At 47.8% G+C, this 20,415-nt stretch carries 24 protein-coding genes; 20 read left to right on the forward strand and 4 right to left on the reverse strand.

The genetic code is table 11. The features are described 5' to 3' along the window. Nucleotides 1-44: 44 nt before the first annotated feature. Nucleotides 45-524, reverse strand: coding sequence for a MarR family transcriptional regulator (locus MST20_RS10315; protein WP_145685818.1), 480 nt, complete (start codon nt 522-524; stop codon nt 45-47). Between the two features lie 182 nt (nt 525-706). On the opposite strand from MST20_RS10315, the gene hprK reads away from it, so the two are divergent. The 5 genes from hprK to MST20_RS10340 are packed head-to-tail and all read left to right on the forward strand — an operon-like array spanning nt 707 to nt 4,587. Further along, entirely contained in the window at nt 707-1,639 is a 933-nt protein-coding gene (gene hprK, locus MST20_RS10320; RefSeq protein ID WP_043926653.1) for an HPr(Ser) kinase/phosphatase, read from the forward strand. 11 nt (nt 1,640-1,650) lie between these two features. Further along, on the forward strand, nt 1,651-2,463 hold the full coding sequence (gene lgt / locus MST20_RS10325; protein WP_059230982.1) for a prolipoprotein diacylglyceryl transferase: 813 nt from the start codon (nt 1,651-1,653) through the stop codon (nt 2,461-2,463). A gap of 24 nt (nt 2,464-2,487) precedes the next feature. After that, nucleotides 2,488-3,435, forward strand: a complete 948-nt coding sequence (locus tag MST20_RS10330; RefSeq protein ID WP_243941977.1) for a nucleoside recognition domain-containing protein — start codon at nt 2,488-2,490, stop codon at nt 3,433-3,435. Beyond that, nucleotides 3,425-4,072 carry a pyrophosphatase PpaX gene (gene ppaX / locus MST20_RS10335; RefSeq protein ID WP_243941979.1) on the forward strand — a complete coding sequence of 216 codons (648 nt, stop codon included), beginning with the start codon at nt 3,425-3,427 and terminating at the stop codon, nt 4,070-4,072. The genes MST20_RS10330 and ppaX overlap by 11 nt, the downstream gene beginning before the upstream one ends. Continuing rightward, complete coding sequence (locus MST20_RS10340) at nt 4,069-4,587, forward strand: acyltransferase (protein ID WP_243941981.1); 519 nt, start codon at nt 4,069-4,071, stop codon at nt 4,585-4,587. The genes ppaX and MST20_RS10340 overlap by 4 nt, the downstream gene beginning before the upstream one ends. 29 nt (nt 4,588-4,616) lie before the next feature. Here MST20_RS10340 and MST20_RS10345 read toward each other — a convergent pair whose 3' ends face one another. Both MST20_RS10345 and MST20_RS10350 read right to left on the reverse strand, forming a co-directional pair. Beyond that, a complete protein-coding gene (locus tag MST20_RS10345; RefSeq protein ID WP_481747903.1) occupies nt 4,617-5,285 on the reverse strand; it encodes a pectate lyase in 669 nt (222 codons plus the stop codon). Between the two features lie 280 nt (nt 5,286-5,565). After that, nucleotides 5,566-6,291, reverse strand: a complete 726-nt coding sequence (locus tag MST20_RS10350) for a C39 family peptidase (protein ID WP_243941985.1) — start codon at nt 6,289-6,291, stop codon at nt 5,566-5,568. Between the two features lie 232 nt (nt 6,292-6,523). Between MST20_RS10350 and MST20_RS10355 the strand changes: the two genes are divergently transcribed. From MST20_RS10355 to hisIE, 8 genes are read left to right on the forward strand one after another with little or no spacing between them, the layout of a single operon-like run. After that, nucleotides 6,524-7,699 carry an ATP phosphoribosyltransferase regulatory subunit gene (locus MST20_RS10355; protein ID WP_243941987.1) on the forward strand — a complete coding sequence of 392 codons (1,176 nt, stop codon included), beginning with the start codon at nt 6,524-6,526 and terminating at the stop codon, nt 7,697-7,699. Next, a complete protein-coding gene (gene hisG / locus MST20_RS10360; RefSeq protein WP_020453070.1) occupies nt 7,692-8,333 on the forward strand; it encodes an ATP phosphoribosyltransferase in 642 nt (213 codons plus the stop codon). The genes MST20_RS10355 and hisG overlap by 8 nt, the downstream gene beginning before the upstream one ends. After that, nucleotides 8,330-9,610 (forward strand): histidinol dehydrogenase, encoded by a 1,281-nt coding sequence (hisD, locus tag MST20_RS10365; protein WP_243941989.1) that lies wholly within the window; start codon nt 8,330-8,332, stop codon nt 9,608-9,610. The genes hisG and hisD overlap by 4 nt, the downstream gene beginning before the upstream one ends. Then, nucleotides 9,610-10,194, forward strand: a complete 585-nt coding sequence (gene hisB / locus MST20_RS10370; RefSeq protein WP_020453068.1) for an imidazoleglycerol-phosphate dehydratase HisB — start codon at nt 9,610-9,612, stop codon at nt 10,192-10,194. Before hisD ends, hisB begins: the two co-directional genes overlap by 1 nt. Continuing rightward, nucleotides 10,195-10,833 carry an imidazole glycerol phosphate synthase subunit HisH gene (hisH, locus tag MST20_RS10375; RefSeq protein WP_020453067.1) on the forward strand — a complete coding sequence of 213 codons (639 nt, stop codon included), beginning with the start codon at nt 10,195-10,197 and terminating at the stop codon, nt 10,831-10,833. Further along, entirely contained in the window at nt 10,830-11,567 is a 738-nt protein-coding gene (gene hisA / locus MST20_RS10380; RefSeq protein WP_243941991.1) for a 1-(5-phosphoribosyl)-5-[(5-phosphoribosylamino)methylideneamino]imidazole-4-carboxamide isomerase, read from the forward strand. The genes hisH and hisA overlap by 4 nt, the downstream gene beginning before the upstream one ends. Further along, the gene (hisF, locus tag MST20_RS10385) at nt 11,564-12,322 is read left to right on the forward strand and encodes an imidazole glycerol phosphate synthase subunit HisF (protein WP_243941992.1); all 759 of its coding nucleotides are present in this window, start codon (nt 11,564-11,566) and stop codon (nt 12,320-12,322) included. Before hisA ends, hisF begins: the two co-directional genes overlap by 4 nt. Then, nucleotides 12,319-12,951, forward strand: a complete 633-nt coding sequence (hisIE, locus tag MST20_RS10390) for a bifunctional phosphoribosyl-AMP cyclohydrolase/phosphoribosyl-ATP diphosphatase HisIE (protein WP_243941994.1) — start codon at nt 12,319-12,321, stop codon at nt 12,949-12,951. The genes hisF and hisIE overlap by 4 nt, the downstream gene beginning before the upstream one ends. Nucleotides 12,952-13,009: 58 nt before the next feature. On the opposite strand, the gene MST20_RS10395 is transcribed toward hisIE, so the two are convergent. Beyond that, entirely contained in the window at nt 13,010-13,489 is a 480-nt protein-coding gene (locus tag MST20_RS10395; protein ID WP_243941996.1) for a GNAT family N-acetyltransferase, read from the reverse strand. A gap of 294 nt (nt 13,490-13,783) precedes the next feature. On the opposite strand from MST20_RS10395, the gene MST20_RS10400 reads away from it, so the two are divergent. The 7 genes from MST20_RS10400 (at nt 13,784) to MST20_RS10430 (ending at nt 20,376) form a co-directional block, all read left to right on the forward strand. Then, complete coding sequence (locus MST20_RS10400) at nt 13,784-15,244, forward strand: tetratricopeptide repeat protein (RefSeq protein WP_243941998.1); 1,461 nt, start codon at nt 13,784-13,786, stop codon at nt 15,242-15,244. 166 nt (nt 15,245-15,410) lie between these two features. After that, nucleotides 15,411-16,361 (forward strand): thioredoxin-disulfide reductase, encoded by a 951-nt coding sequence (gene trxB, locus MST20_RS10405; protein WP_243942000.1) that lies wholly within the window; start codon nt 15,411-15,413, stop codon nt 16,359-16,361. A 420-nt stretch (nt 16,362-16,781) separates the two neighbouring features. Beyond that, nucleotides 16,782-17,246, forward strand: coding sequence for an 8-oxo-dGTP diphosphatase (locus tag MST20_RS10410; protein ID WP_003185583.1), 465 nt, complete (start codon nt 16,782-16,784; stop codon nt 17,244-17,246). 21 nt (nt 17,247-17,267) lie between these two features. Then, entirely contained in the window at nt 17,268-18,155 is an 888-nt protein-coding gene (gene rapZ / locus MST20_RS10415) for an RNase adapter RapZ (RefSeq protein ID WP_020453060.1), read from the forward strand. Nucleotide 18,156: 1 nt separating this feature from the next. Continuing rightward, the gene (locus tag MST20_RS10420) at nt 18,157-19,110 is read left to right on the forward strand and encodes a gluconeogenesis factor YvcK family protein (protein WP_243942002.1); all 954 of its coding nucleotides are present in this window, start codon (nt 18,157-18,159) and stop codon (nt 19,108-19,110) included. 28 nt (nt 19,111-19,138) lie between these two features. Then, nucleotides 19,139-20,089 (forward strand): DNA-binding protein WhiA, encoded by a 951-nt coding sequence (gene whiA, locus MST20_RS10425; protein ID WP_020453058.1) that lies wholly within the window; start codon nt 19,139-19,141, stop codon nt 20,087-20,089. A gap of 17 nt (nt 20,090-20,106) precedes the next feature. Continuing rightward, the gene (locus MST20_RS10430) at nt 20,107-20,376 is read left to right on the forward strand and encodes an HPr family phosphocarrier protein (protein ID WP_059230974.1); all 270 of its coding nucleotides are present in this window, start codon (nt 20,107-20,109) and stop codon (nt 20,374-20,376) included. Nucleotides 20,377-20,415: the final 39 nt, after the last annotated feature.

Genomic DNA, 20,415 nt, shown 5'->3' on the forward strand with positions numbered 1-20,415 from the left:
AAATTTTCAACAAAAAAAGCTGCGCCGGTTTCCGGGCAGCTTGTCTATTCATCGTCAGCTTTTAACGCTTTTTCAAGAATGGTAAGGCCTTCATTCACTTTGATTTTTTCCTGTTCATTCAGCTTCTGGAGCGCTTTTTTGAGCTTTTCGTGGCCTTTTTTGTAAAGGCTTCGAAAAATCCCCTTTGCATCTTCGGTTAGTTCAACAACAATCGTTCTCCGGTCTTGCTCGGAATGTGTTCTTTTGACGAAGTTCGCTTGTTCAAGGCGGCTGAGCAGTCCTGTCATATTTGAAAGGGAAGCGCCCATTTTTTCAGCGATTTCGGAGACTTTCAGTGTGCCGTGGTTGTTCAGAAGCATTAAAACCTTCATTTGCGGCATGCTGAGATCGAGCTTCATCCATTCGGAGACATCCCCCAGGCCGGCAGCGGTCAGTACTTTCATATAAAGAACCCATGTCTCTTTTTCTTCCGGGGTCAAAATGTCTTCGTTCAGCACGGTTGTATCATGGATATTGTATTTCAACGGTTCTTCACTTCCTTTTTGCGTTCCTCTTTACATACTACTGATTTTTCGCTTTGAAAGAAAGCACTTCATCGAAGTGTCAAGGCGGCCATTTTCAAAAAATGTTTTAGGTTCATTTTGAAAGTGATAGAATAAAGCTGAATGTCTAGTTCTTCATCTGAGAAGAGGAGGGTGCATCAATCGTGCCGAAAGTTCGAACAAAAGATGTGATGGATAAATTTAAGCTTGAGCTCATCAGCGGAGAAGAAGGGATCAACCGCCCGATTACGATGAGCGATTTATCAAGACCGGGCCTTGAAATGGCTGGTTATTTTACATACTATCCTAAAGAGAGGGTTCAGCTGCTGGGGAAGACCGAGATTACCTTTTTTGAAAAGCTTCCAGAGGAAGAAAAAAAGCAGCGGATGTTGTCGTTATGTACGGAAATTACACCGGCGATCATCCTTTCCCGTGATTTGCCGATTCCGCCTGAACTCGTCGAGGCTTCCGAAGAAAACGGCGTGCCTGTGCTTCGGTCCCCGTTGAAGACGACGCGCCTGACGAGCCGCCTGACGAATTTTCTTGAAAGCCAGCTGGCTCCGACAACTGCGATTCACGGCGTCCTCGTCGATGTTTACGGCGTCGGGGTGCTGATTATCGGAAAGAGCGGCGTCGGAAAAAGCGAAACGGCTTTGGAGCTTGTCAAAAGAGGCCATCGCCTTGTGGCGGATGACTGCGTTGAGATCAGACAGGAAGACCAGGATACATTGATCGGAAGCGCGCCTGAATTAATTGAGCATCTCCTGGAAATCAGAGGCCTTGGCATTATCAATGTCATGACGTTATTTGGCGCGGGGGCGGTCAGAAGCTTTAAACGGATTACTCTTGTCATGAGTCTGGAGCTTTGGGAGCAAGGAAAGCAGTATGACCGCTTAGGGCTTGAAGAAGACACGATGAAAATTATTGATACAGACGTTCCGAAGCTGACAATTCCGGTTCGTCCGGGAAGAAACCTTGCCGTCATCATCGAAGTGGCCGCAATGAACTTCAGACTGAAGAGAATGGGTCTGAATGCCGCTGAGCAATTTACTCATAAGCTTGCGGATGTGATTGAAGATGGTGAGCTTGAAGAATAGGAGCTGACAATATGAATGAAACAATTGAACCTTTAAATCCGATTGCTTTTCACCTGGGGCCGATTGCTGTCCACTGGTACGGTATTATCATCGGCCTTGGCGCTTTGCTGGGCTTGTGGCTGGCGGTCAGGGAAGGCGAACGGAGGGGACTGCATAAGGACACCTTTGTCGATTTGGTGCTTTTTGCGATCCCGATTGCGATTTTATGCGCAAGGGCATACTATGTCATTTTTCAATGGGGCTATTACAGTGAACACCCGGACCAGATTATTCAAATATGGAACGGCGGCCTTGCGATCCACGGCGGTCTGATCGGCGCCGTGCTGACGGGAATCATTTATGCGAAGGTCAAAGGGCTTTCGTTTTGGAAGCTGGCTGATATTGCTGCTCCAAGCATCCTGCTCGGTCAGGCGATCGGCCGCTGGGGAAACTTTATGAACCAGGAAGCGCACGGTGGAGCGGTGTCAAGAGCGTTTTTAGAAAACCTCCACCTGCCTGATTTTATCATCAATCAAATGTATATCGACGGACAGTACTATCAGCCTACCTTTTTGTATGAATCGCTGTGGAGCTTCACGGGAGTCGTCGTTCTGCTTCTTTTAAGAAAAGCGAATTTAAAGCGAGGCGAGCTGTTCTTAATCTATGTCATTTGGTATTCGATGGGACGCTACTATATCGAAGGCCTTAGAACGGACAGTCTGATGCTGACGGCGAACCTTCGCATCGCACAGGTGATTTCGATCGTCCTGATCCTCTGTGCGGCTGCGCTGATAGCCTACAGACGTTTCAAAGGCAGAGAGATTAAACGGTATCAGGAGATGTAGCGATTTTACAAAGGGGAGACAGCAATGAAGGGAACTTTAAAAGCCGGCGCTGTGGCGGGGCTGAAAACGACGTGGACGCTCGGAAAAGTGATTTTTCCTGTCACGCTGATTGTCAGCCTGCTTCAGCATACACCGGTGATGGACTGGTTGATCAAACTGATCACGCCGGCGATGAAGATTTTCGGGTTGTCAGGGGAAGCGGCGATACCGCTTGTGCTCGGCAATATGCTGAACTTGTATGCCGGAATTGCGGGGATTTTAACGCTTGATTTGACGGTTAAAGAAGTGTTTATTTTAGCGGTGATGCTGTCGTTTTGCCACAATTTGATTATCGAATCGACCGTTGCTTCAAGGGTCGGAATTAAAATATGGCTTATATTGCTCGTGCGCATCGGTCTCGCCGTTTTTTCGGCTTTTATCATTAACCTTGTCTGGCACGGCGGTCAGGATGCGGCTAAATACGGCTTGATCTCTGCGAAAAGCGCCGCTCCTTCCGGCTGGCTTGACATTGCGCTTGAAGCCGTCACCAAGGCGGGCCTTGGTGTCCTTCAGCTTGCAGCCATCGTGATACCGCTGATGATCATCATTCAATATATGAGAGACCTCGGCTGGCTGCATACTTTTTCAAAGTGGTTTGCACCGCTGACGAGAATGCTCGGAATGAAGGAGAACACCTCAATGACGATGGTTGCCGGGCTGACGATCGGCCTTGCATACGGGGCCGGTGTCATGATCAAAGCGGTCGAAGAAGACGGCGTCAGCAAAAGAGATGTAACGCTCGCGTTTATTTTTCTCGTCGCGTGCCACGCGGTTGTTGAAGACACATTGGTATTTATCCCGCTCGGCATTCCGGTCTGGCCTCTTTTGTTGATCAGGCTTGTGACCGCGGTCCTGCTGACGATCGCGATTTCGCGCTTCTGGAGAAAGCCGGGTTATTCCGTTCGCAGAAAGGAAGCTTTGTATGAAAGTTAATACGGTTTTATTTGATTTGGATGGAACGCTCATCAATACAAATGAGCTGATTATTGCCTCATTTTTGCACACGCTCGAACATTATGCACCGGGACGCTATAAACGGGAGGATGTCCTTGCTTTCATCGGACCTTCCCTTTATGAAACGTTCTCAAGCATTCAAAAGGATAAGGCTGAAGAAATGATCACCATGTACCGGACATTTAATCATCAGAAGCATGATGAACTGGTAACCGAGTATGAGACGGTTTACGAGACGCTTGAACGCCTTGCGGAAGAAGGGTATAAGCTCGGCATCGTCACGACAAAGCTGCGGGACACCGTCACCATGGGGCTTAAACTGACCGGGCTTGATGCCTTTTTCGAGACGGTTGTGACGCTGGATGACGTTAAGCGGCCGAAGCCTGATCCCGAGCCTGTTTTGCTCGCCCTTTCCAAGCTTGGCAGCCGTCCGGAAGAATCGATCATGATCGGTGACAATTACCACGATATATTAGCAGGGAAGAATGCCGGAACGAAAACAGCAGGCGTTGCGTGGACGATTAAAGGAGAAGAAAGCCTTGCCAAACACGAGCCTGATTTTATGCTTCAGCAAATGAGCGATCTCCTTCGCATTCTTGAGGTGGAGAAAGCTTGAGAAAAACGAAGCGCTATCCGGTGTCCGGCCCCAATTCCTTATGGCACATCTATCAGACGGTTCCGTTTTTTAAAGTGGTTAAAAACTTTATCGTCATTCAGGCGGCGCGCTATACGCCGTTTCTTGGAATGAAAAATTGGATGTACCGTACGTTTTTGCGGATGAAAATCGGAGAGAAATGCTCGTTTGCTTTAATGGTCATGCCGGATATCATGTTTCCTGAAAAAATCTCCGTCGGGCGTAACACCGTGATCGGCTACAATACGACCATTTTGGCGCACGAGTATTTAATAAAAGAATATCGGCTCGGCGAGGTTGTCATCGGCGATGAAGTCATGATCGGAGCCAATACAACGATCCTTCCAGGCGTCGAAATCGGAGACGGCGCCGTCATTTCCGCCGGTACGCTCGTTCATAAAGATGTGCCTTCGGGCGCTTTTGTCGGCGGCAATCCGATGCAGCTGATCTATACAAAAGAAGAAATGGAAAAAAGATTGGAGACCCCCGCTGAATAAGGAACGGGGGCCTTTATTTGCAAACAGCGTTAAAATTCATGATTGTTCCTTTCTGTAATATGCTTCACACCGATCCACTTCTTTCCGACTTTTGAGTACCTTGTATTTGTCATCGTAACGGAACTTGTACTGCTGTCGGTTCTGAAGATCGCCTCTTTCATGTTTGTAATCGTACAGTTATCAATATTGACCACGGCCTTAAATGTCGAGCCTCCGAGCTGGCGAATGAATTTGCCTCCTTGATCGGCAGTAAAATTTTTTACGGTAAATGTGCTCGCTTTATTAATCTGAAAGATTTTGTCCGCGGCAAGCCGGGCCGATCCTCCGTTAATCGTGACACTTCCTTCGCTTTTGACAGTCAGGGCATCTTCGCCGACATCTTCCCAAACAACATTGTTTATGGAAGCGTTACCATAAGTGTGAACACCATCAGCAGCAGGAGCGCCAAGCACGACATTTTTGAGCGTTGCACCATTCTCCACTTTAAAAATCGGTTTTTGATCTTCGCGCTGGCTGCCGTCTCCCAGCTCCGGACCTGCAATCAGCCGCTTGCCTTTCCCGTCATACGTTTGTCCTTTTTCGACTACGATCGTTTTGTGAACGACCTCGGCGGCTGAGGCTTTTTCGGACAGAGCCTGTCCAAACCCGCAGACGAGCAAACCTGACAAAATAACCGTACCTGCTAATCTCTTCATCATTTTCATCCTCCTCATGACATATTGTTCAAAACAGATTTGTCTCCCGTAGATGAAAGCAGTTTCTGGTCCATTTGCAATAAGATGAGACACCTATTTCGGTACTATCATATATGCGAGTTTACTGAAATGTAAACAAATAATTTGAATATTATGAAAAAACAGTAAATTAAACACGTGAAATGGGGTTGTTTTCTGTATTCTGGATGTGTCGAAAGGGTAAAGCGTCTTATTTTAATAGGGGTTGAAAGAACTAAAAAAAGGCAGGGGGTTAACTGCCTTTTTAGGCGGCGATCACGATCGCCTGACTGCCCATTTGTTTCCATGATTTTTCAAAATGTTCTCTGTCTGTTTTTCTGTTTTTATATCCGTACGGATCATTCACATAAACGTAATCTTCATCATAGCCTGTCACGGCAACACTGTGAACGCTGTACGTCACATCGACTTTGCCTGACGGTGTATTCCATGTTTCCATATCGTTGACTGGGGTGAAATGTACAGTGGTGATCACCCAAACCGGTCTTCCCTGATTCAGCTGTTCATATATTTTCTCCGGCTCACTTCCCGTCAAATCGACAGCTTTAGTACCTGCGTATGAATAGGCCAAATCGTAAATCGGTCCATGGTAGACACTCAGTCCGGGTCCGTTTTCCATATCTCCGACAAAGCCGTCGTTAGGATTTCCCTTTAAGCCGTTTTCATAGTACAGAGGCACTTTTTTTACCTCATTGGCAAGCTCATTTTTTGTGACATTATATCCGCTGTAGTTTAAGATCATCGCCAGGCTGGCGACTTCACAGCCGTTATAAAGCTTCGGCGAGTCCATTTGGTTGATCAGCGGGACGTCAAGCGGCTGACGTACTTCTTTATTGTCAGCAGCATTCTTATGGCTGCTGTGCAGCATTTCGGCTAACGGGCTTAACGCATCTTTAGAAAACAGTATAAGAACGGCGGTCATAAGAGCTGCTACGAAAAAAATAAAAAAAAGAGTTTTGAAAAATTTCATTCTAAGTCTCCTGTCTTCTCTTTGCTGGTTTGGTTAAGGCAAAGATTTGCGATCGTATACATTATAACATCAAGATGTTCATGACATAAAAGTTATCATTTCCCATACGGTCCGGAGTCTATTTTAAGAGCGGCTGTTGATTTTGATTCTTTTATCTGTTAGCATATTATCATATTAGCGAACTAAAGGATTCGGAATTTTCCTTCAAACAGTTATGGGGGTGCAAGTGTAGATGTTTATGTTTGAAAAACCGCATGGCATGCGGGATACGCTGCCTGTGCTTTACGAAACAAAGAAAAAGGTGCGCTCTTCATTAACAGAGGTGATGGCTTTGTGGGGGTATCAGTTCATGGAGACACCGGCCCTTGAATTTTATGATACGGTCGGTGTGCAGTCGGCCATATTGGATCAGCAGTTGTTTAAACTCCTCGATCAGGAGGGGCAGACGCTCGTGTTAAGACCTGATATGACGGCTCCGATCGCAAGGGTGGCGGCCTCAAAGCTTCATAAAGATGATCACCCGCTCAGAGTGGGCTATGCTGCAAATGTGTTCAGGGCACAGGAGCGTGAAGGCGGACGTGCCGCCGAATTTGAGCAAGTTGGCGTCGAACTGATCGGCGATGGATCTACAAGCGCTGACGCAGAAGTGATTGCGCTCGTCATTTTTTCGCTTAAAAAAGCCGGCCTGACTTCATTTAAAATCTCGATCGGCCATGTCGGAATTTCAGACGCTCTGTTTGTGGAGGTTTTAGGAAACGAAGAAAGGGCTCATGTCCTGCGGCGCTATTTATACGAAAAGAACTATGTCGGCTACCGGGAGCATGTAAAATCCCTCAATTTATCCTCAATTGATAAAAGCAGGCTGCTCGAGCTTTTGGAGTTGAGAGGCGGTATTGAAACGTGCAGCAAGGCGGCATCGATCATCGATTCTGAAAAAGGAAAACGCGCGGTTTCAGAACTGAAGACGCTTTGGGAGACGCTCGGCGACTATGGTTGCACGGACGACATTAAGCTTGATTTAGGCATGGTCAGCCATATGAGCTACTATACCGGCGTTTTGTTTGAAATCTATGCTGAAAACGTCGGCTTTCCGATCGGAAACGGCGGCAGATATGACAAGCTTCTCGGCCGCTTCGACTCACCCGCTCCGGCAACCGGTTTCGGCATCAGGACTGACAGGCTGCTGGAAGCATTGAAGCCGGCTGAAGAGCAAGAAAAAATCGATGTCGTCATCTTCAGCACGGAACAGAGAAAAGAGGCGATCAGATTTGCCGAAGAAGAGCGAAGAAAAGGCAAAAAAGTCGTCATACAGGACTTAGCGGGAATCGGAGATATTGACCAAATGACAAAGTCTTTTCAAAACGTGACCTATTTTATCGGGGCCAGAAAGGAAGAGAAGCATGGGTAAGGAATTGACGATTGCGATGCCGAAAGGGCGGATATTTGAGGAAGCTGCCGATATGCTTCGAAAAGCAGGCTATCAGCTCCCTGAAGAATTCGACGATTCGAGAAAGCTGATCATTCAAGTGCCTGAAGAGAACCTTCGCTTTATCCTCGCCAAGCCGATGGATGTCACAACATATGTCGAGCACGGGGTGGCCGATGTCGGAATCGCCGGCAAAGATGTCCTGCTGGAAGAAGAACGCGATGTCTACGAGGTGCTTGATTTAAACATCAGCAAATGCCGTCTTGCCGTAGCCGGCCTGGCAGAGACGGCGGCCGACAGCGTTGCACCCCGGGTTGCGACCAAGTATCCAAATGTCGCGTCAAGCTACTTCAGGGAGCAGGGAGAACAAGTGGAAATCATCAAGCTCAACGGTTCGATTGAACTCGCTCCCTTGATCGGGCTTGCCGGCCGAATCGTTGATATCGTATCAACAGGACAGACTTTAAGGGAAAACGGGCTGGTTGAAACCGAAAAAATTTGCGACATCACGTCGCGTTTCATCGTAAATCCTGTCAGCTACCGAATGAAAGACGCAGTCATCGATGAAATGGCTTCAAAACTTTCTCTTATTGTGGAAGGGGAAAAAGCAAAATGAAGATCAAATCCATCAGCGGAAATACGTCGGTTTCACTAAAGCGCACCATTGACGCCGGAACGGAAGAACAAAGAAAAGCAGTCCGCCGCATTATCGAAGAAGTGAAAAAGAACGGGAATTCAGCTGTTTCCGCATTCACAAGGCAATTTGACGGGGCGGATGTGGCCGACTTTCGCGTTTCTGAAAAGGAAATCAAGGAAGCATACATCACGCTCAAAAAGCGGGATCTCGAGATTATTCGGGCGGCGATTTTAAACATTAAAGAATATCATGAGCGGCAGCTCACATCATCATGGTTTTACCACCGCAAGGACGGCACGATGCTCGGCCAAAAAATTACGCCGCTTGATTCAGCCGGAGTGTACGTGCCCGGCGGAACGGCTGCTTACCCATCATCGGTCCTGATGAATGTTATTCCGGCGCTTGTTGCCGGCGTCGATCGCATTGTCCTTGCCTCACCTCCGGGAAAAGACGGCAAATTGTCGGCGGGAGTGCTGGCGGCTGCCGCCGAGCTTGGCGTCACAGAGATTTACAAAATGGGCGGCGCTCAGGCGATTGCCGCATTGGCTTACGGAACGGAATCCATTTCCCCCGTCGATAAAATCACGGGACCTGGCAATATTTATGTCGCCTTGGCTAAACGGGAAGTATTCGGCCAGGTTGATATCGATATGATCGCGGGCCCAAGTGAAATCGCCATCCTCGCTGACAGTACGGCAAACCACCGAGAAATCGCCGCTGATCTACTTTCACAGGCTGAGCACGATGCGATGGCATCGAGCATTCTTGTCACCGACTCAAAGCCGCTTGCCGAATCTGTTTTAAAAGAGGTTTACGAACAGCTCGAACATCTTCCGAGAAAAGAGATTGCACGGCAGTCGATTGACAACCACGGTTTGATCTATGTTACAAAGACGATGCATGAAGCCGTTTCCGTCATCAATGAGCTCGCTCCTGAACATTTGGAAATTTTAACAGCTCAGCCTGATGCCCTGCTCGGACAGATCAAACACGCGGGCGCCATTTTCCTGGGCCGCTACAGTTCAGAGCCGGTGGGCGATTATTTTGCAGGCCCTAATCATGTTCTGCCGACTAACGGCACAGCCAGATTTTCAAGCCCGCTAAATGTGACTGACTTCCAAAAACGCTCCAGCATCATTTCCTACAGCAGGGATGCATTCCGCGAGAATGCCGAGAACATCGCGGCCTTTGCAAGATTAGAAGGACTTGAAGCCCATGCAAGAGCAATTGAATCCAGAGACCGGGAGGAAAACTGATGAGAAAAGCCGAACGGGCAAGAAAAACCAATGAAACTGATATTAAATTATCCTTTCATATTGATGGAGAAGGGAAAGCGGATATTCAAACGGATGTCCCGTTTATGACACATATGCTCGATTTATTTACAAAACACGGGCAGTTTGACCTTTCAGTTGAAGCGAAAGGCGATGTTGAAATCGACGACCACCATACGACTGAAGATATCGGTATTTGTCTCGGACAGGCGCTTTTGGAAGCGCTCGGAGATAAACAAGGAATCAAACGCTACGGTTCGAGCATGGTGCCGATGGATGAAGCGCTCGCCCAGGTTGCGATTGATCTGAGCAACAGGCCGCACCTCGAGTTCAGAGCCGAATTCCCGAGCCGGAAAGTCGGAACATTTGATACAGAGCTTGTCCATGAATTTTTGTGGAAGTTTGCGCTGGAAGCGCGAATGAATCTTCACGTCATCGTTCATTATGGTACGAATACCCACCACATGATCGAGGCGATTTTTAAAGCGCTGGGACGTGCGCTTGATGAAGCGACATTGATCGATCCGCGGGTCAAAGGAATTCCATCAACGAAAGGAATGCTGTAAATGATCGGTGTCATAGATTACGGAATGGGAAACCTGTACAGCGTCTCTAAAGCGCTTGAACGGATCGATGCTCCTTATTTCGTGTCCGAGCATCCGGATGAACTTAAGAAAGCGGACAGCTATATCCTTCCGGGAGTCGGCGCTTTTCGGGATGCGATGGAGACTTTAAGCCAGACCGGCCTGAAAACATTTATTCAAGATGCCGTAAGCGAAGGAAAACCTTTTCTCGGCATATGCCTCGGCATGCAGCTTTTGTTTGAAGAAAGCGAAGAACGCGGGGCGTCAGAAGGACTCGGCCTTTTGAAAGGAAAAATCGTTAAACTGAAAGACCGTGATCAAGCGGGAGATCGCTTAAAAGTGCCTCACATGGGCTGGAATCTGCTCACGGTCCACCGCGACTCTCCGCTTTTACCAAAGACGAAAGAAGGATATGCGTATTTCGTTCATTCGTATTATGTCAGCGGAATCGAAGAGGAGGCTTTGCTTGCCAGCGCCGAATACGGTGTGCGTGTGCCCGCTGTCGTCGGTCTTGGCAATGTATACGGCGCCCAGTTCCATCCGGAAAAAAGCAGTGCGGTCGGCATGTCGATCTTAAAGCGTTTCAAGCAGCTTACACAAGAACAGAAGGTGAAAAAATGAGCGAGTTTACTGTATACCCTGCCATTGACATGAGAAACGGCAAATGCGTCAGGCTCATCCAGGGAGATTACGAAAAAGAAACGATTTACGGTCATTCCCCTCTGGATATGGCCTCCCGGTTTGCTGAAGCGGGGGCAGACTGGATTCATCTTGTCGATTTGGACGGGGCAAGAGAAGGCAAAAAAGTGAACGACAGCCACGTCATAAGCATTGCTGATGAGCTCAACGTTAAAGTGCAGGTCGGCGGCGGCATCAGGACCGAAAAAGACGTGTATGACTACTTGTCGCAAGGTGTTGAAAGGGTGATCTTAGGCAGCTCGGCCGTATCAAATCCCGAGTTTGTCAAAAACATGCTGAAAGCTTACGGCCGGCATATCGCAATCGGTCTTGACGCAAGAGACGGATTTGTTTCGACTGAAGGATGGCTTGAGACCTCCTCCGTTAGAGCGGAAGAGCTTGGCCGCGAGCTTGCGAATGAAGGTGCGGAAGTGTTTATCTTTACCGACATTGCGACTGATGGAATGCTGTCAGGACCGAATATCAGCAGTACAGTGAAGCTTGCCAGGGCAACCGGTAAACAAGTCATTGCCTCCGGCGGTGTCAGCTCTCTCGCCGATCTTGAGGCGCTCGCTTCCCGGGCTGCGGAAGGCGTCTCTGGCGCCATTGTCGGAAAAGCGCTGTATACCAATCAATTTACCGTGGCTGAAGCGCTTGAAAGGGTGGCGGCAAAGTGATCACAAAACGAATTATCCCGTGTTTGGACGTAAAAGACGGCCGCGTTGTCAAGGGTGTACAGTTTGTTGAATTGAAAGATGCCGGCGACCCCGTTGAGCTGGCTGAAGTATATGATCGTGAAGGCGCCGATGAGCTTGTTTTTCTCGACATCTCGGCATCCCACGAGGGGAGAAAAACGATGGTTGACGTCGTTGAAAGAGTGGCGGCCAAGCTGGCGATCCCGTTTACCGTCGGCGGCGGCATCAATCGTTTGGATGATATGAAAACGATCCTGCGGGCCGGAGCCGACAAAGTTTCCGTTAATACGGCTGCCGTTCTCTGTCCGGAATTGATAACGGAAGGCGCTGACTTTTTCGGCTCTCAATGCATTGTCGTCGCGATTGATGCAAAATTCGATCCGGAAGCTGATCAGTATTATGTTTATACACACGGCGGACGTAAAAAGACGGACCTTGAGGCCGTCTCATGGGCGAAGGAAGCCGTTCAGCGGGGAGCCGGTGAAATCCTGCTGACAAGTATGGATGCAGACGGAGAAAAGAACGGATTTGACTGCAGGCTTACAAAGCTTGTGTCAGAAGCTGTTTCAGTCCCGGTCATTGCATCCGGAGGCGCAGGTCATGCGGACCACATGTATGATGCATTTGCAGAAGGGCGGGCGGACGCGGCTCTTGCCGCATCTATCTTTCATTACAAAGAAACATCTGTAAAAGAAGTAAAAGCTTATTTAAAAGAGCGCGGGGTGAATGTAAGATGATCAAGGCAGACGAGTTGACATTTAATGAAGCCGGCTTGATCCCGGCGATTGTCCAGGATGCAGCGAGCAAGGAAGTGCTGACACTTGCTTATATGAACAAAGAATCGTTTGAAAAAACGCTGGAAACGAAGGAGACATGGTTTTTCAGCAGATCGCGAGGAGAGCTCTGGCATAAGGGAGCGACGTCAGGAAACATTCAGCGTGTGATAGACATCAGGCTTGACTGTGATCAGGATGCGCTCATCGTGCTGGTCGAACCGGCGGGACCGGCCTGTCATACAGGAAGCTACAGCTGTTTCTCGCCCGGCGAACATATCAGACAGACTGGCGGCGGCCGCTTTGACATCATCAATGAACTTGAAACGGTGATTGCCAAACGGCAGGCTGAAATGCCTGAAGGCGCATATACGACATATTTGTTCCGTGAAGGCGTTGACAAGATTTTGAAGAAGGTTGGCGAAGAAGCGGCGGAAGTCATTATCGCTGCAAAAAACCGGGATTCTGAAGAGCTGAAATGGGAAGCGGCTGACCTTCTTTACCATCTGCTCGTTTTGCTGAGGGAGCAGTCCCTTCCGCTTGATGATGTGCTTGGCGTCCTGAAAGAGCGCCATGAAGGCTCTGAATCATAAGCGCATTGCTTACAACCAAAAGGCAGTTGGCCTTTTGGTTGTTTTCCCGATAGGGGAGCTATTTGATGTTTAATTTCATCACGATTTGCTCTCCGATCGGCCCCATTTTTCTTTCCCCTGTGTCTGCAAATCCGGCTTTCACATACAGGTGCTGGGCCGCGGTGTTTTTCACGTTCACAACCAGCACGATTTCATGACAATGGGTGAACGCCTTGGCGACAAACTCAGGAAGCTTGAGCATTCCTTCTTTTGCAAAACCTTTTCCCTGGTGCTTTCTGTCGACGGATAGGGCCGTTAACAGCATGGCTTCCGGGTTGTCCGAGTAGTCTTTTACCCTCTCGGTCGCATGCAGGATAAAAAATCCGACGGGCTTGCCTTCGCTTAACATTACGATTGGAAACTGACCGTCCGTCCGTTTTAAAACCTCTTTCGGCAGCGCGGTAAATCGCTGCTGTTCTTCAGGAAGCTCGAATTCGAGAAGCGCAGCTGAATGTTCTTCCGAGAAATGCTTCAATTCTATTGATCCGCTTTTTTTCACGTGATGATCCCCCTTTCTATTATCATACAATGGGAACGTACATTCGTCACCATCTAGTGCTAAAAAAAGATTTTGCCCGGATGAAAATAAAAAACGCACTTCCGATAAAAAACCTGCCTTGAGCCTTCTGAAAGCCCTATGCGCTCCGGTGCTCCAAACGTCCGGAATAAAATGGTGAAAAAACCATATGTGGAAAATGAAGAGAATTTTCTCGAAACTTGTTTTTGACCTGTTAAGCCGGCGGGGAACTATGTTATACTACTCACGGTATATAGTTTGAAATGGAGGGTATCTGTGGGAAAGTACACTTCTGAACACCATAAAGATTCGAGAATTGTCCAACTGTTCCAAGATGGGCAATATTTTTATCATAAAGGGCTCAAAGCATATAGAGAACGCAATTTATCCCGCGCGAGCAAGCTCATTCAGAGAGCGATTTTTCTTGAACCGGAAAACACGGGAATGCTGTCCCAACTTGCGGTTATTTACTCGGAAATGGGATTTTATCAGCAATCAAATGAACTTTTGGACTTTATCCTGAAGAACATCAACGAAAAAATGACTGAATGCTACTATTTTAAAGCAAACAACTATGCGCACCTCGGTCTTTTTCACGAAGCCTACAAAGCAGCGGAGACCTATTTAAAAGAAGACCCGGACGGCGAGTTCAGCGAGGAAAATGCGGAGCTCCTTGATTTATTGGATATGGGAGAGGAAGATGAGGACTATTCGCAGTTCGATCAGGACGACTTGATTCTGAAACAGGATCGGGCGAAAGCACTGCTGGAAAATGGACAGCTTCAGGAATCGATCGTGATGCTTGAAGAAATCACTTCCGATTACCCCGAGTTTTGGTCGGCTTACAACAACCTTGCACTGGCATATTTTTATGCCGGTGACATTCAGAAAGCCAAAACGACGATTTTTACGGTCTTGGAAAAAAGTCATGGAAACCTGCATGCGCTTTGCAATCTTCTCATTTTTTATCACTATGAACGACGGGACGATAAGGTCGAGTCGCTTTCCGAACAGCTTTCCAATGTTTATCCGATGCTGTTTGAGCAAAGGTATAAGCTCGGCGCCACGCTGTCCCTCGTCGGCAGATACGATCTCGGCTATAAATGGCTGAAATCACTCTACCGCATGGGGTTTGAAGGTGATGAGACCTTTTATTACTGGCTAGCCTGCTCGGCTTATTACACCGGCCGTACTCAATTTGCCCGGTCTGTATGGAAAAAGATGCAGGAAGAGTATCCGGATGACGCCCGCATGGAGCCGTGGAAAGAACGGAAGGAAAAGAAACCTGTCCAGCGGCCGCTGGAGGAGCGCCTTGCCGCGTACTATATCAGCGGAAGAAAAGGGGAAAAAGCCCAGCTGAAAGCGGTGCTTGATTCACAGATGGCAAAAACTCCGTTTGAAGATCAGTTTGTCAGGCTTGTGCTTTACGGGGAAAGCAGTGCAGCCGTTGATTCAAAAGACGCGCTTCTTGCTTACAGAACTGCGAAAGCGATTGAACAAGCGGATCAGTCAGCGATGGAACAGGAGGCCATGTGCTTTTGGATTTTTCATGTCATTCAGCAGATCAGGGCTTACGGCCTTCAGCTGAAAAATGCCGGCGGGCTTGCCGCGGCGATCTATTACATTTGGAAGACAGAGCATCAGGAGCGGCTGACAAAAGCTGAAACCGCTAAAATTTTCCATATATCGCCCGGAACGCTTTCTAAGTACGAACGTACATTAAAAGAACATCTATAGAAACAGGTGTGAACTTCACTGTTCAGCCTGTTTTATTATGTGAGCAAAAAAATAGCGATTATTCATGATATTTTATAGGATATGGGTAAGGAAGATATAAGAAGGGAATCTTATTAAACAGGAATGGACTGCTTGGCAGCATAAGATTCATGAAGGAGTGAACATTGTGTCAGAAGAAAAAATGTATGACGTCATTATTATCGGAGCAGGTCCTGCGGGAATGACGGCAGCCGTTTATACGTCAAGGGCGAACCTGTCGACTTTGATGGTTGAAAGAGGCGTTCCGGGCGGACAGATGGCCAATACGGAGGATGTCGAAAACTATCCGGGATTTGAAAGCATTCTGGGACCCGAGCTTTCAAATAAAATGTTTGACCATGCGAAAAAGTTCGGCGCTGAGTATGCGTATGGCGATATTAAAGAAGTCGTCGATGAAGGAGACTACAAGATCGTCAAAGCGGGATCAAAAGAATTTAAAGCGCGCGCGGTCATCATCACAGCAGGCGCCGAATATAAGAAGCTCGGCGTACCTGGCGAAAAAGAGCTTGGCGGCCGCGGTGTATCTTATTGCGCGGTTTGTGATGGCGCATTCTTTAAAAACAAAGAGCTCGTCGTTGTCGGAGGAGGAGACTCCGCTGTTGAAGAAGGCGTGTACTTAACCCGTTTCGCTTCGAAAGTAACGATCGTCCACCGCCGCGATAAGCTGAGAGCGCAAAGCATCCTTCAGGCGCGCGCGTTTGACAACGAAAAAGTCGACTTTCTCTGGAACAAGACGGTCAAGGAAATTCATGAAAAAGACGGAAAGGTCGGCAAAGTAACGCTGGTCGATACGGTCACGGGCGAAGAAGAAGAGTTCCGGACTGACGGCGTCTTTATCTACATCGGCATGCTGCCGCTTTCAGAGCCGTTCAAAAACCTCGGTATTACAAATGAAGAGGGCTACATCGTGACCAATGAACAGATGGAAACAAAAGTCGAAGGTATTTTTGCAGCGGGCGATATCCGTGAGAAAACCCTTCGCCAAATCGTAACGGCAACAGGCGACGGAAGCATTGCCGCTCAGAGCGTTCAGCACTATATCGAAGAGCTGAAAGAGAAAGAAAAGGCTGTAAAATAACGTATTTTTATCGTCATCATGATTTAACCGCCCTGTAACACCAGTGAAACAATTATTCGTTATGATGGGTATAGTAATTGACCCCCTTTTATAATGAATTTTATTGGCACGGATGATCTTATCCGTGTCCTTTTTTTGTTTTATTTTTCCTGGAAGAGAAATTTTTACAAATTTCACAAGTTGTTCAAATTTCAATATTGAAACGTCCGTTTTTGCTGTAAAATAGAATAAAAGAACGGTTTTCGCAAGCGCTTCCATTCGCCGAAAAAGCCGTTTCTTTAAGTTTTACCCGGGAAAAGCCTTAAAGCAGTCCGGAAAAAAGCGATTTTCGCGGCGGAACTGCATGTTCATTGTGAGCGGGGACAGGAAGCGGTATAATAGAAAAAAGAATTGAAGGAATAAAAGGATGGGTGACAGACTTTGCAAAGAGTGACGAATTGTGTGCTGACTTCAGGTGATAAAGTCCTGTTGCTGCAAAAGCCCAGACGAGGCTGGTGGGTAGCCCCCGGCGGCAAAATGGAAAGCGGGGAAACCGTCAGGGATGCCGTCATCAGGGAATACCGCGAAGAGACGGGCCTGTATGTGCTGAACCCGCAGCTGAAAGGGATATTCACCTTTATCATAAAAGAAAATGATCAGGTCGTATCTGAATGGATGATGTTCACATTCGTCGCCGATCATTATACAGGTAAGCATGTAGAAGAATCGGAAGAAGGCATCATCAGGTGGCATCAGGCGGGAGACGTCGGGAGCCTGCCGATGGCGCCGGGAGACGTCCATATTCTGGATTTTATGCTGAAAGGCAAAGGACTGCTTCACGGCACCTTTACGTATACGCCTGACTTTGAATTGCTGTCCTATCGCCTCGACCCGCAAGGCGAATAAACATAAGAGGGGGAGAGAAGCATGAATGCGAATGGAGGCCATGATATACAGCTTGTGATCATAACCGGAATGTCAGGGGCAGGAAAAACAGTGGCGATTCAAAGCTTTGAGGACCTCGGTTTTTTCTGTGTCGATAATTTGCCGCCATCTTTGCTGCCGAAATTTTTGGAGCTGATGAAGGAATCAAGTTCAAAAATGAGCAAAGTTGCCCTTGTTATGGATTTGCGCGGCCGCGAGTTTTTTGACAGCCTGATTGAAGCGCTTGACGAGATTGGGGAAACATCCTGGATTACCCCGCGAATTTTATTTTTAGATGCCAAGGATTTGGTTCTCGTTTCAAGATATAAAGAGACAAGAAGATCCCACCCCCTTGCGACAACGGGCTTGCCGCTTGAGGGCATCCGGACGGAACGGGAGCTTCTTGAAGAGCTGAAAGGCCGCTCTCAAATCATTTATGATACATCCGATATGAAACCGAGGGACCTGCGCGAAAAAATCGTCCAGCATTTTGCGGCAGATCACGGACATACCTTTACGGTGAATGTGATGTCATTCGGGTTTAAATACGGATTGCCGATCGATGCGGATCTAGTGTTCGACGTAAGGTTTCTTCCGAATCCGTACTATATCGACAGCATGAGGCCGCTGACGGGAAAAGATCAGGAAGTATCTTCGTATGTGATGAAATGGAACGAAACGCAAAAATTTCTCGAAAAACTGACCGAACTGCTGAGCTTTATGCTTCCGTCATATAAGCGCGAAGGAAAAAGCCAGCTGGTCATCGCGATTGGCTGCACAGGCGGACAGCATCGCTCTGTGACGCTTGCTGAATACCTTGCCGATTATTATAAAAAGGACTACTATACTCATGTTACTCACCGGGACATCGAGAAGAAAAGCAGAAAATAGCATGGCAGATCAGAAAAAAATCGCAATCTTTGGCGGAGGAACTGGCCTTTCGGTATTGCTCAGAGGATTGAAGCAACAGCCCGTTGACATTACGGCGATTGTGACGGTCGCAGATGATGGCGGAAGCTCGGGGAGGCTGCGCGATGAGCTTAAAATTCCCCCGCCGGGGGACATCAGAAATGTGCTCGCTGCACTGTCTGATGTTGAACCGCTTGTTGAAGACCTGTTCCAGCACCGCTTCTCTAAAGGCGGCGATTTAATCGGCCATTCATTGGGAAATTTGATTTTGGCGGCGATGACGAATATAACCGGTGATTTTTTTCACGCCGTCACTGAAATGAGCAAAGTTTTGAATGTGAGGGGAAGGGTTCTGCCCGCGGCCAATACAAGCGTTGTCCTTCATGCGGAAATGGATGACGGACAGGTCATATCCGGGGAATCGACGATTCCGTCTTACGGGAAGCAGATTAAACGGGTGTTTTTAACCCCTGAAAAAATTGAACCCGTCCCGGAAACGATTGATGTGATCCGCGGCGCCGACCTGATTATTCTCGGCCCCGGAAGCCTGTATACGAGCATCTTGCCGAACCTTCTCGTTCCGAAGATAAGGGAAGAAATATTAAACGCCCCGGCAAAAAAAGTTTATATTTGCAATGTGATGACCCAGCCGGGAGAAACGCTGTACTACAGCGCAGCCGACCATGTAAAAGCGCTTAACGAGCATATGGGCGGTCCGTTTATCGATACGATCCTCGTCAACAATGAGGAAATCCCGGACGACATCCGGGAACGCTATGCGAAGGAGCAGGCACAGCCCGTCCAGTTTAACATTGATGATCTGTCTGCGATGGGGCTTGAGGTCATCAAAGATCAGATTGTGACATACGAGAATGGCGTGATCCGTCATGATACACATAAAGTCGCTTCGCTACTTGTTGATTTGTTAAAAGAATAGCAGGCCTTGGAATGGGGGTGTCTATAATATGTCATTTGCATCGGAAACGAAAAAAGAACTTACAAACCTTGAAGTAAAGGATTGCTGCGCGAAAGCAGAGCTCTCTGCCCTCATTCGGATGAACGGTTCATTGTCTTTCTCAAACCGAAAAGTGGTTCTCGACGTCCAGACCGAGAACGCGGCCATCGCCAGAAGAATTTACACATTGCTGAAGAAACAATACGATGTTTCCGTTGAACTGCTCGTTCGAAAGAAAATGAGACTGAAAAAGAACAATGTCTACATCGTACGCCTGATCGAAAATGCCAAGCTGATTCTCGAGGACTTGAAAATACTCGGAGACAACTTTGTCATTGCCAGAAACATCTCGGAAGACTTAGTCAAAAAACGATGCTGCAAACGTTCTTATATGAGAGGGGCTTTTTTAGCCGGGGGTTCTGTCAATAATCCCGAGACATCTTCTTACCACCTCGAAATTTTTTCGCTGTACAAAGAGCATAATGACTCATTGTGCAGGCTCATGAATCAGTTTCATTTAAACAGCAAAACGCTTGAGCGGAAAAAAGGGTACATCACGTATCTGAAGGAAGCTGAAAAAATCACCGAGTTTTTGAATGTGATCGGCGCGCATAATTCGCTGCTCCGCTTTGAAGACGTCCGGATCGTTCGCGATATGAGAAACTCGGTCAACCGGCTCGTCAATTGCGAGACGGCCAATCTAAACAAAACGATCGGCGCTTCTCTGCGGCAGGTGGAAAACATTAAGCTGATCGACGAAAGAATCGGGCTTGATGCGCTACCGGAAAAGCTGAGGGAAATCGCCCAGCTCCGCATTGATTATCAGGAAGTAACCTTAAAGGAACTCGGGGAAATGGTGTCGAGCGGAAAAATCAGCAAATCGGGCATCAATCACCGGCTTAGGAAACTGGATGAAATAGCTGAGCAGCTGCGTTCAGGACAATCTGTCTCTTTAAAATAGGGAATGGGGGAGATCGAATGGTTCAACAAAAAGTGGAAATTCTTTTGAAAACGGGACTTCAAGCGCGCCCGGCAGCATTGTTTGTTCAAGAAGCCAACCGTTTTCAATCAGATATTTTTCTGGAAAAGGGAGATAAAAAAGTGAATGCCAAAAGCATCATGGGGCTGATGAGCCTGGCTGTCAGCACCGGATCGGAAGTCACGCTGATCGCTGACGGATCCGATGAACAAGATGCTCTTGCTGCATTGACTGCATATGTTCAAGAGAAACAAGCTAAACCTTTATGAGGTTTGGCTTTTTCTCATCGATTCAAAGGCGGAAGGAGA

It is taken from the genome of Bacillus sp. B19-2, assembly GCF_022832475.1.
Taxonomy (GTDB): domain Bacteria; phylum Bacillota; class Bacilli; order Bacillales; family Bacillaceae; genus Bacillus; species Bacillus paralicheniformis.

Coding starts and splice junctions, on each gene's coding strand:
- MST20_RS10330 (WP_243941977.1), top strand. CDS start 2,488: ATGAAGGGAACTTTAAAAGCCGGCGCTGTGGCGGGGCTGAAAACGACG.
- MST20_RS10420 (WP_243942002.1), top strand. CDS start 18,157: ATGGCAGATCAGAAAAAAATCGCAATCTTTGGCGGAGGAACTGGCCTT.
- MST20_RS10355 (WP_243941987.1), top strand. CDS start 6,524: ATGTTTATGTTTGAAAAACCGCATGGCATGCGGGATACGCTGCCTGTG.
- ppaX (WP_243941979.1), top strand. CDS start 3,425: ATGAAAGTTAATACGGTTTTATTTGATTTGGATGGAACGCTCATCAAT.
- MST20_RS10350 (WP_243941985.1), bottom strand. CDS start 6,291: ATGAAATTTTTCAAAACTCTTTTTTTTATTTTTTTCGTAGCAGCTCTT.
- hisB (WP_020453068.1), top strand. CDS start 9,610: ATGAGAAAAGCCGAACGGGCAAGAAAAACCAATGAAACTGATATTAAA.
- lgt (WP_059230982.1), top strand. CDS start 1,651: ATGAATGAAACAATTGAACCTTTAAATCCGATTGCTTTTCACCTGGGG.
- hisD (WP_243941989.1), top strand. CDS start 8,330: ATGAAGATCAAATCCATCAGCGGAAATACGTCGGTTTCACTAAAGCGC.
- hisH (WP_020453067.1), top strand. CDS start 10,195: ATGATCGGTGTCATAGATTACGGAATGGGAAACCTGTACAGCGTCTCT.
- MST20_RS10345 (WP_481747903.1), bottom strand. CDS start 5,285: ATGATGAAGAGATTAGCAGGTACGGTTATTTTGTCAGGTTTGCTCGTC.
- MST20_RS10430 (WP_059230974.1), top strand. CDS start 20,107: ATGGTTCAACAAAAAGTGGAAATTCTTTTGAAAACGGGACTTCAAGCG.
- hisG (WP_020453070.1), top strand. CDS start 7,692: ATGGGTAAGGAATTGACGATTGCGATGCCGAAAGGGCGGATATTTGAG.
- rapZ (WP_020453060.1), top strand. CDS start 17,268: ATGAATGCGAATGGAGGCCATGATATACAGCTTGTGATCATAACCGGA.
- whiA (WP_020453058.1), top strand. CDS start 19,139: ATGTCATTTGCATCGGAAACGAAAAAAGAACTTACAAACCTTGAAGTA.
- hisIE (WP_243941994.1), top strand. CDS start 12,319: ATGATCAAGGCAGACGAGTTGACATTTAATGAAGCCGGCTTGATCCCG.
- hisA (WP_243941991.1), top strand. CDS start 10,830: ATGAGCGAGTTTACTGTATACCCTGCCATTGACATGAGAAACGGCAAA.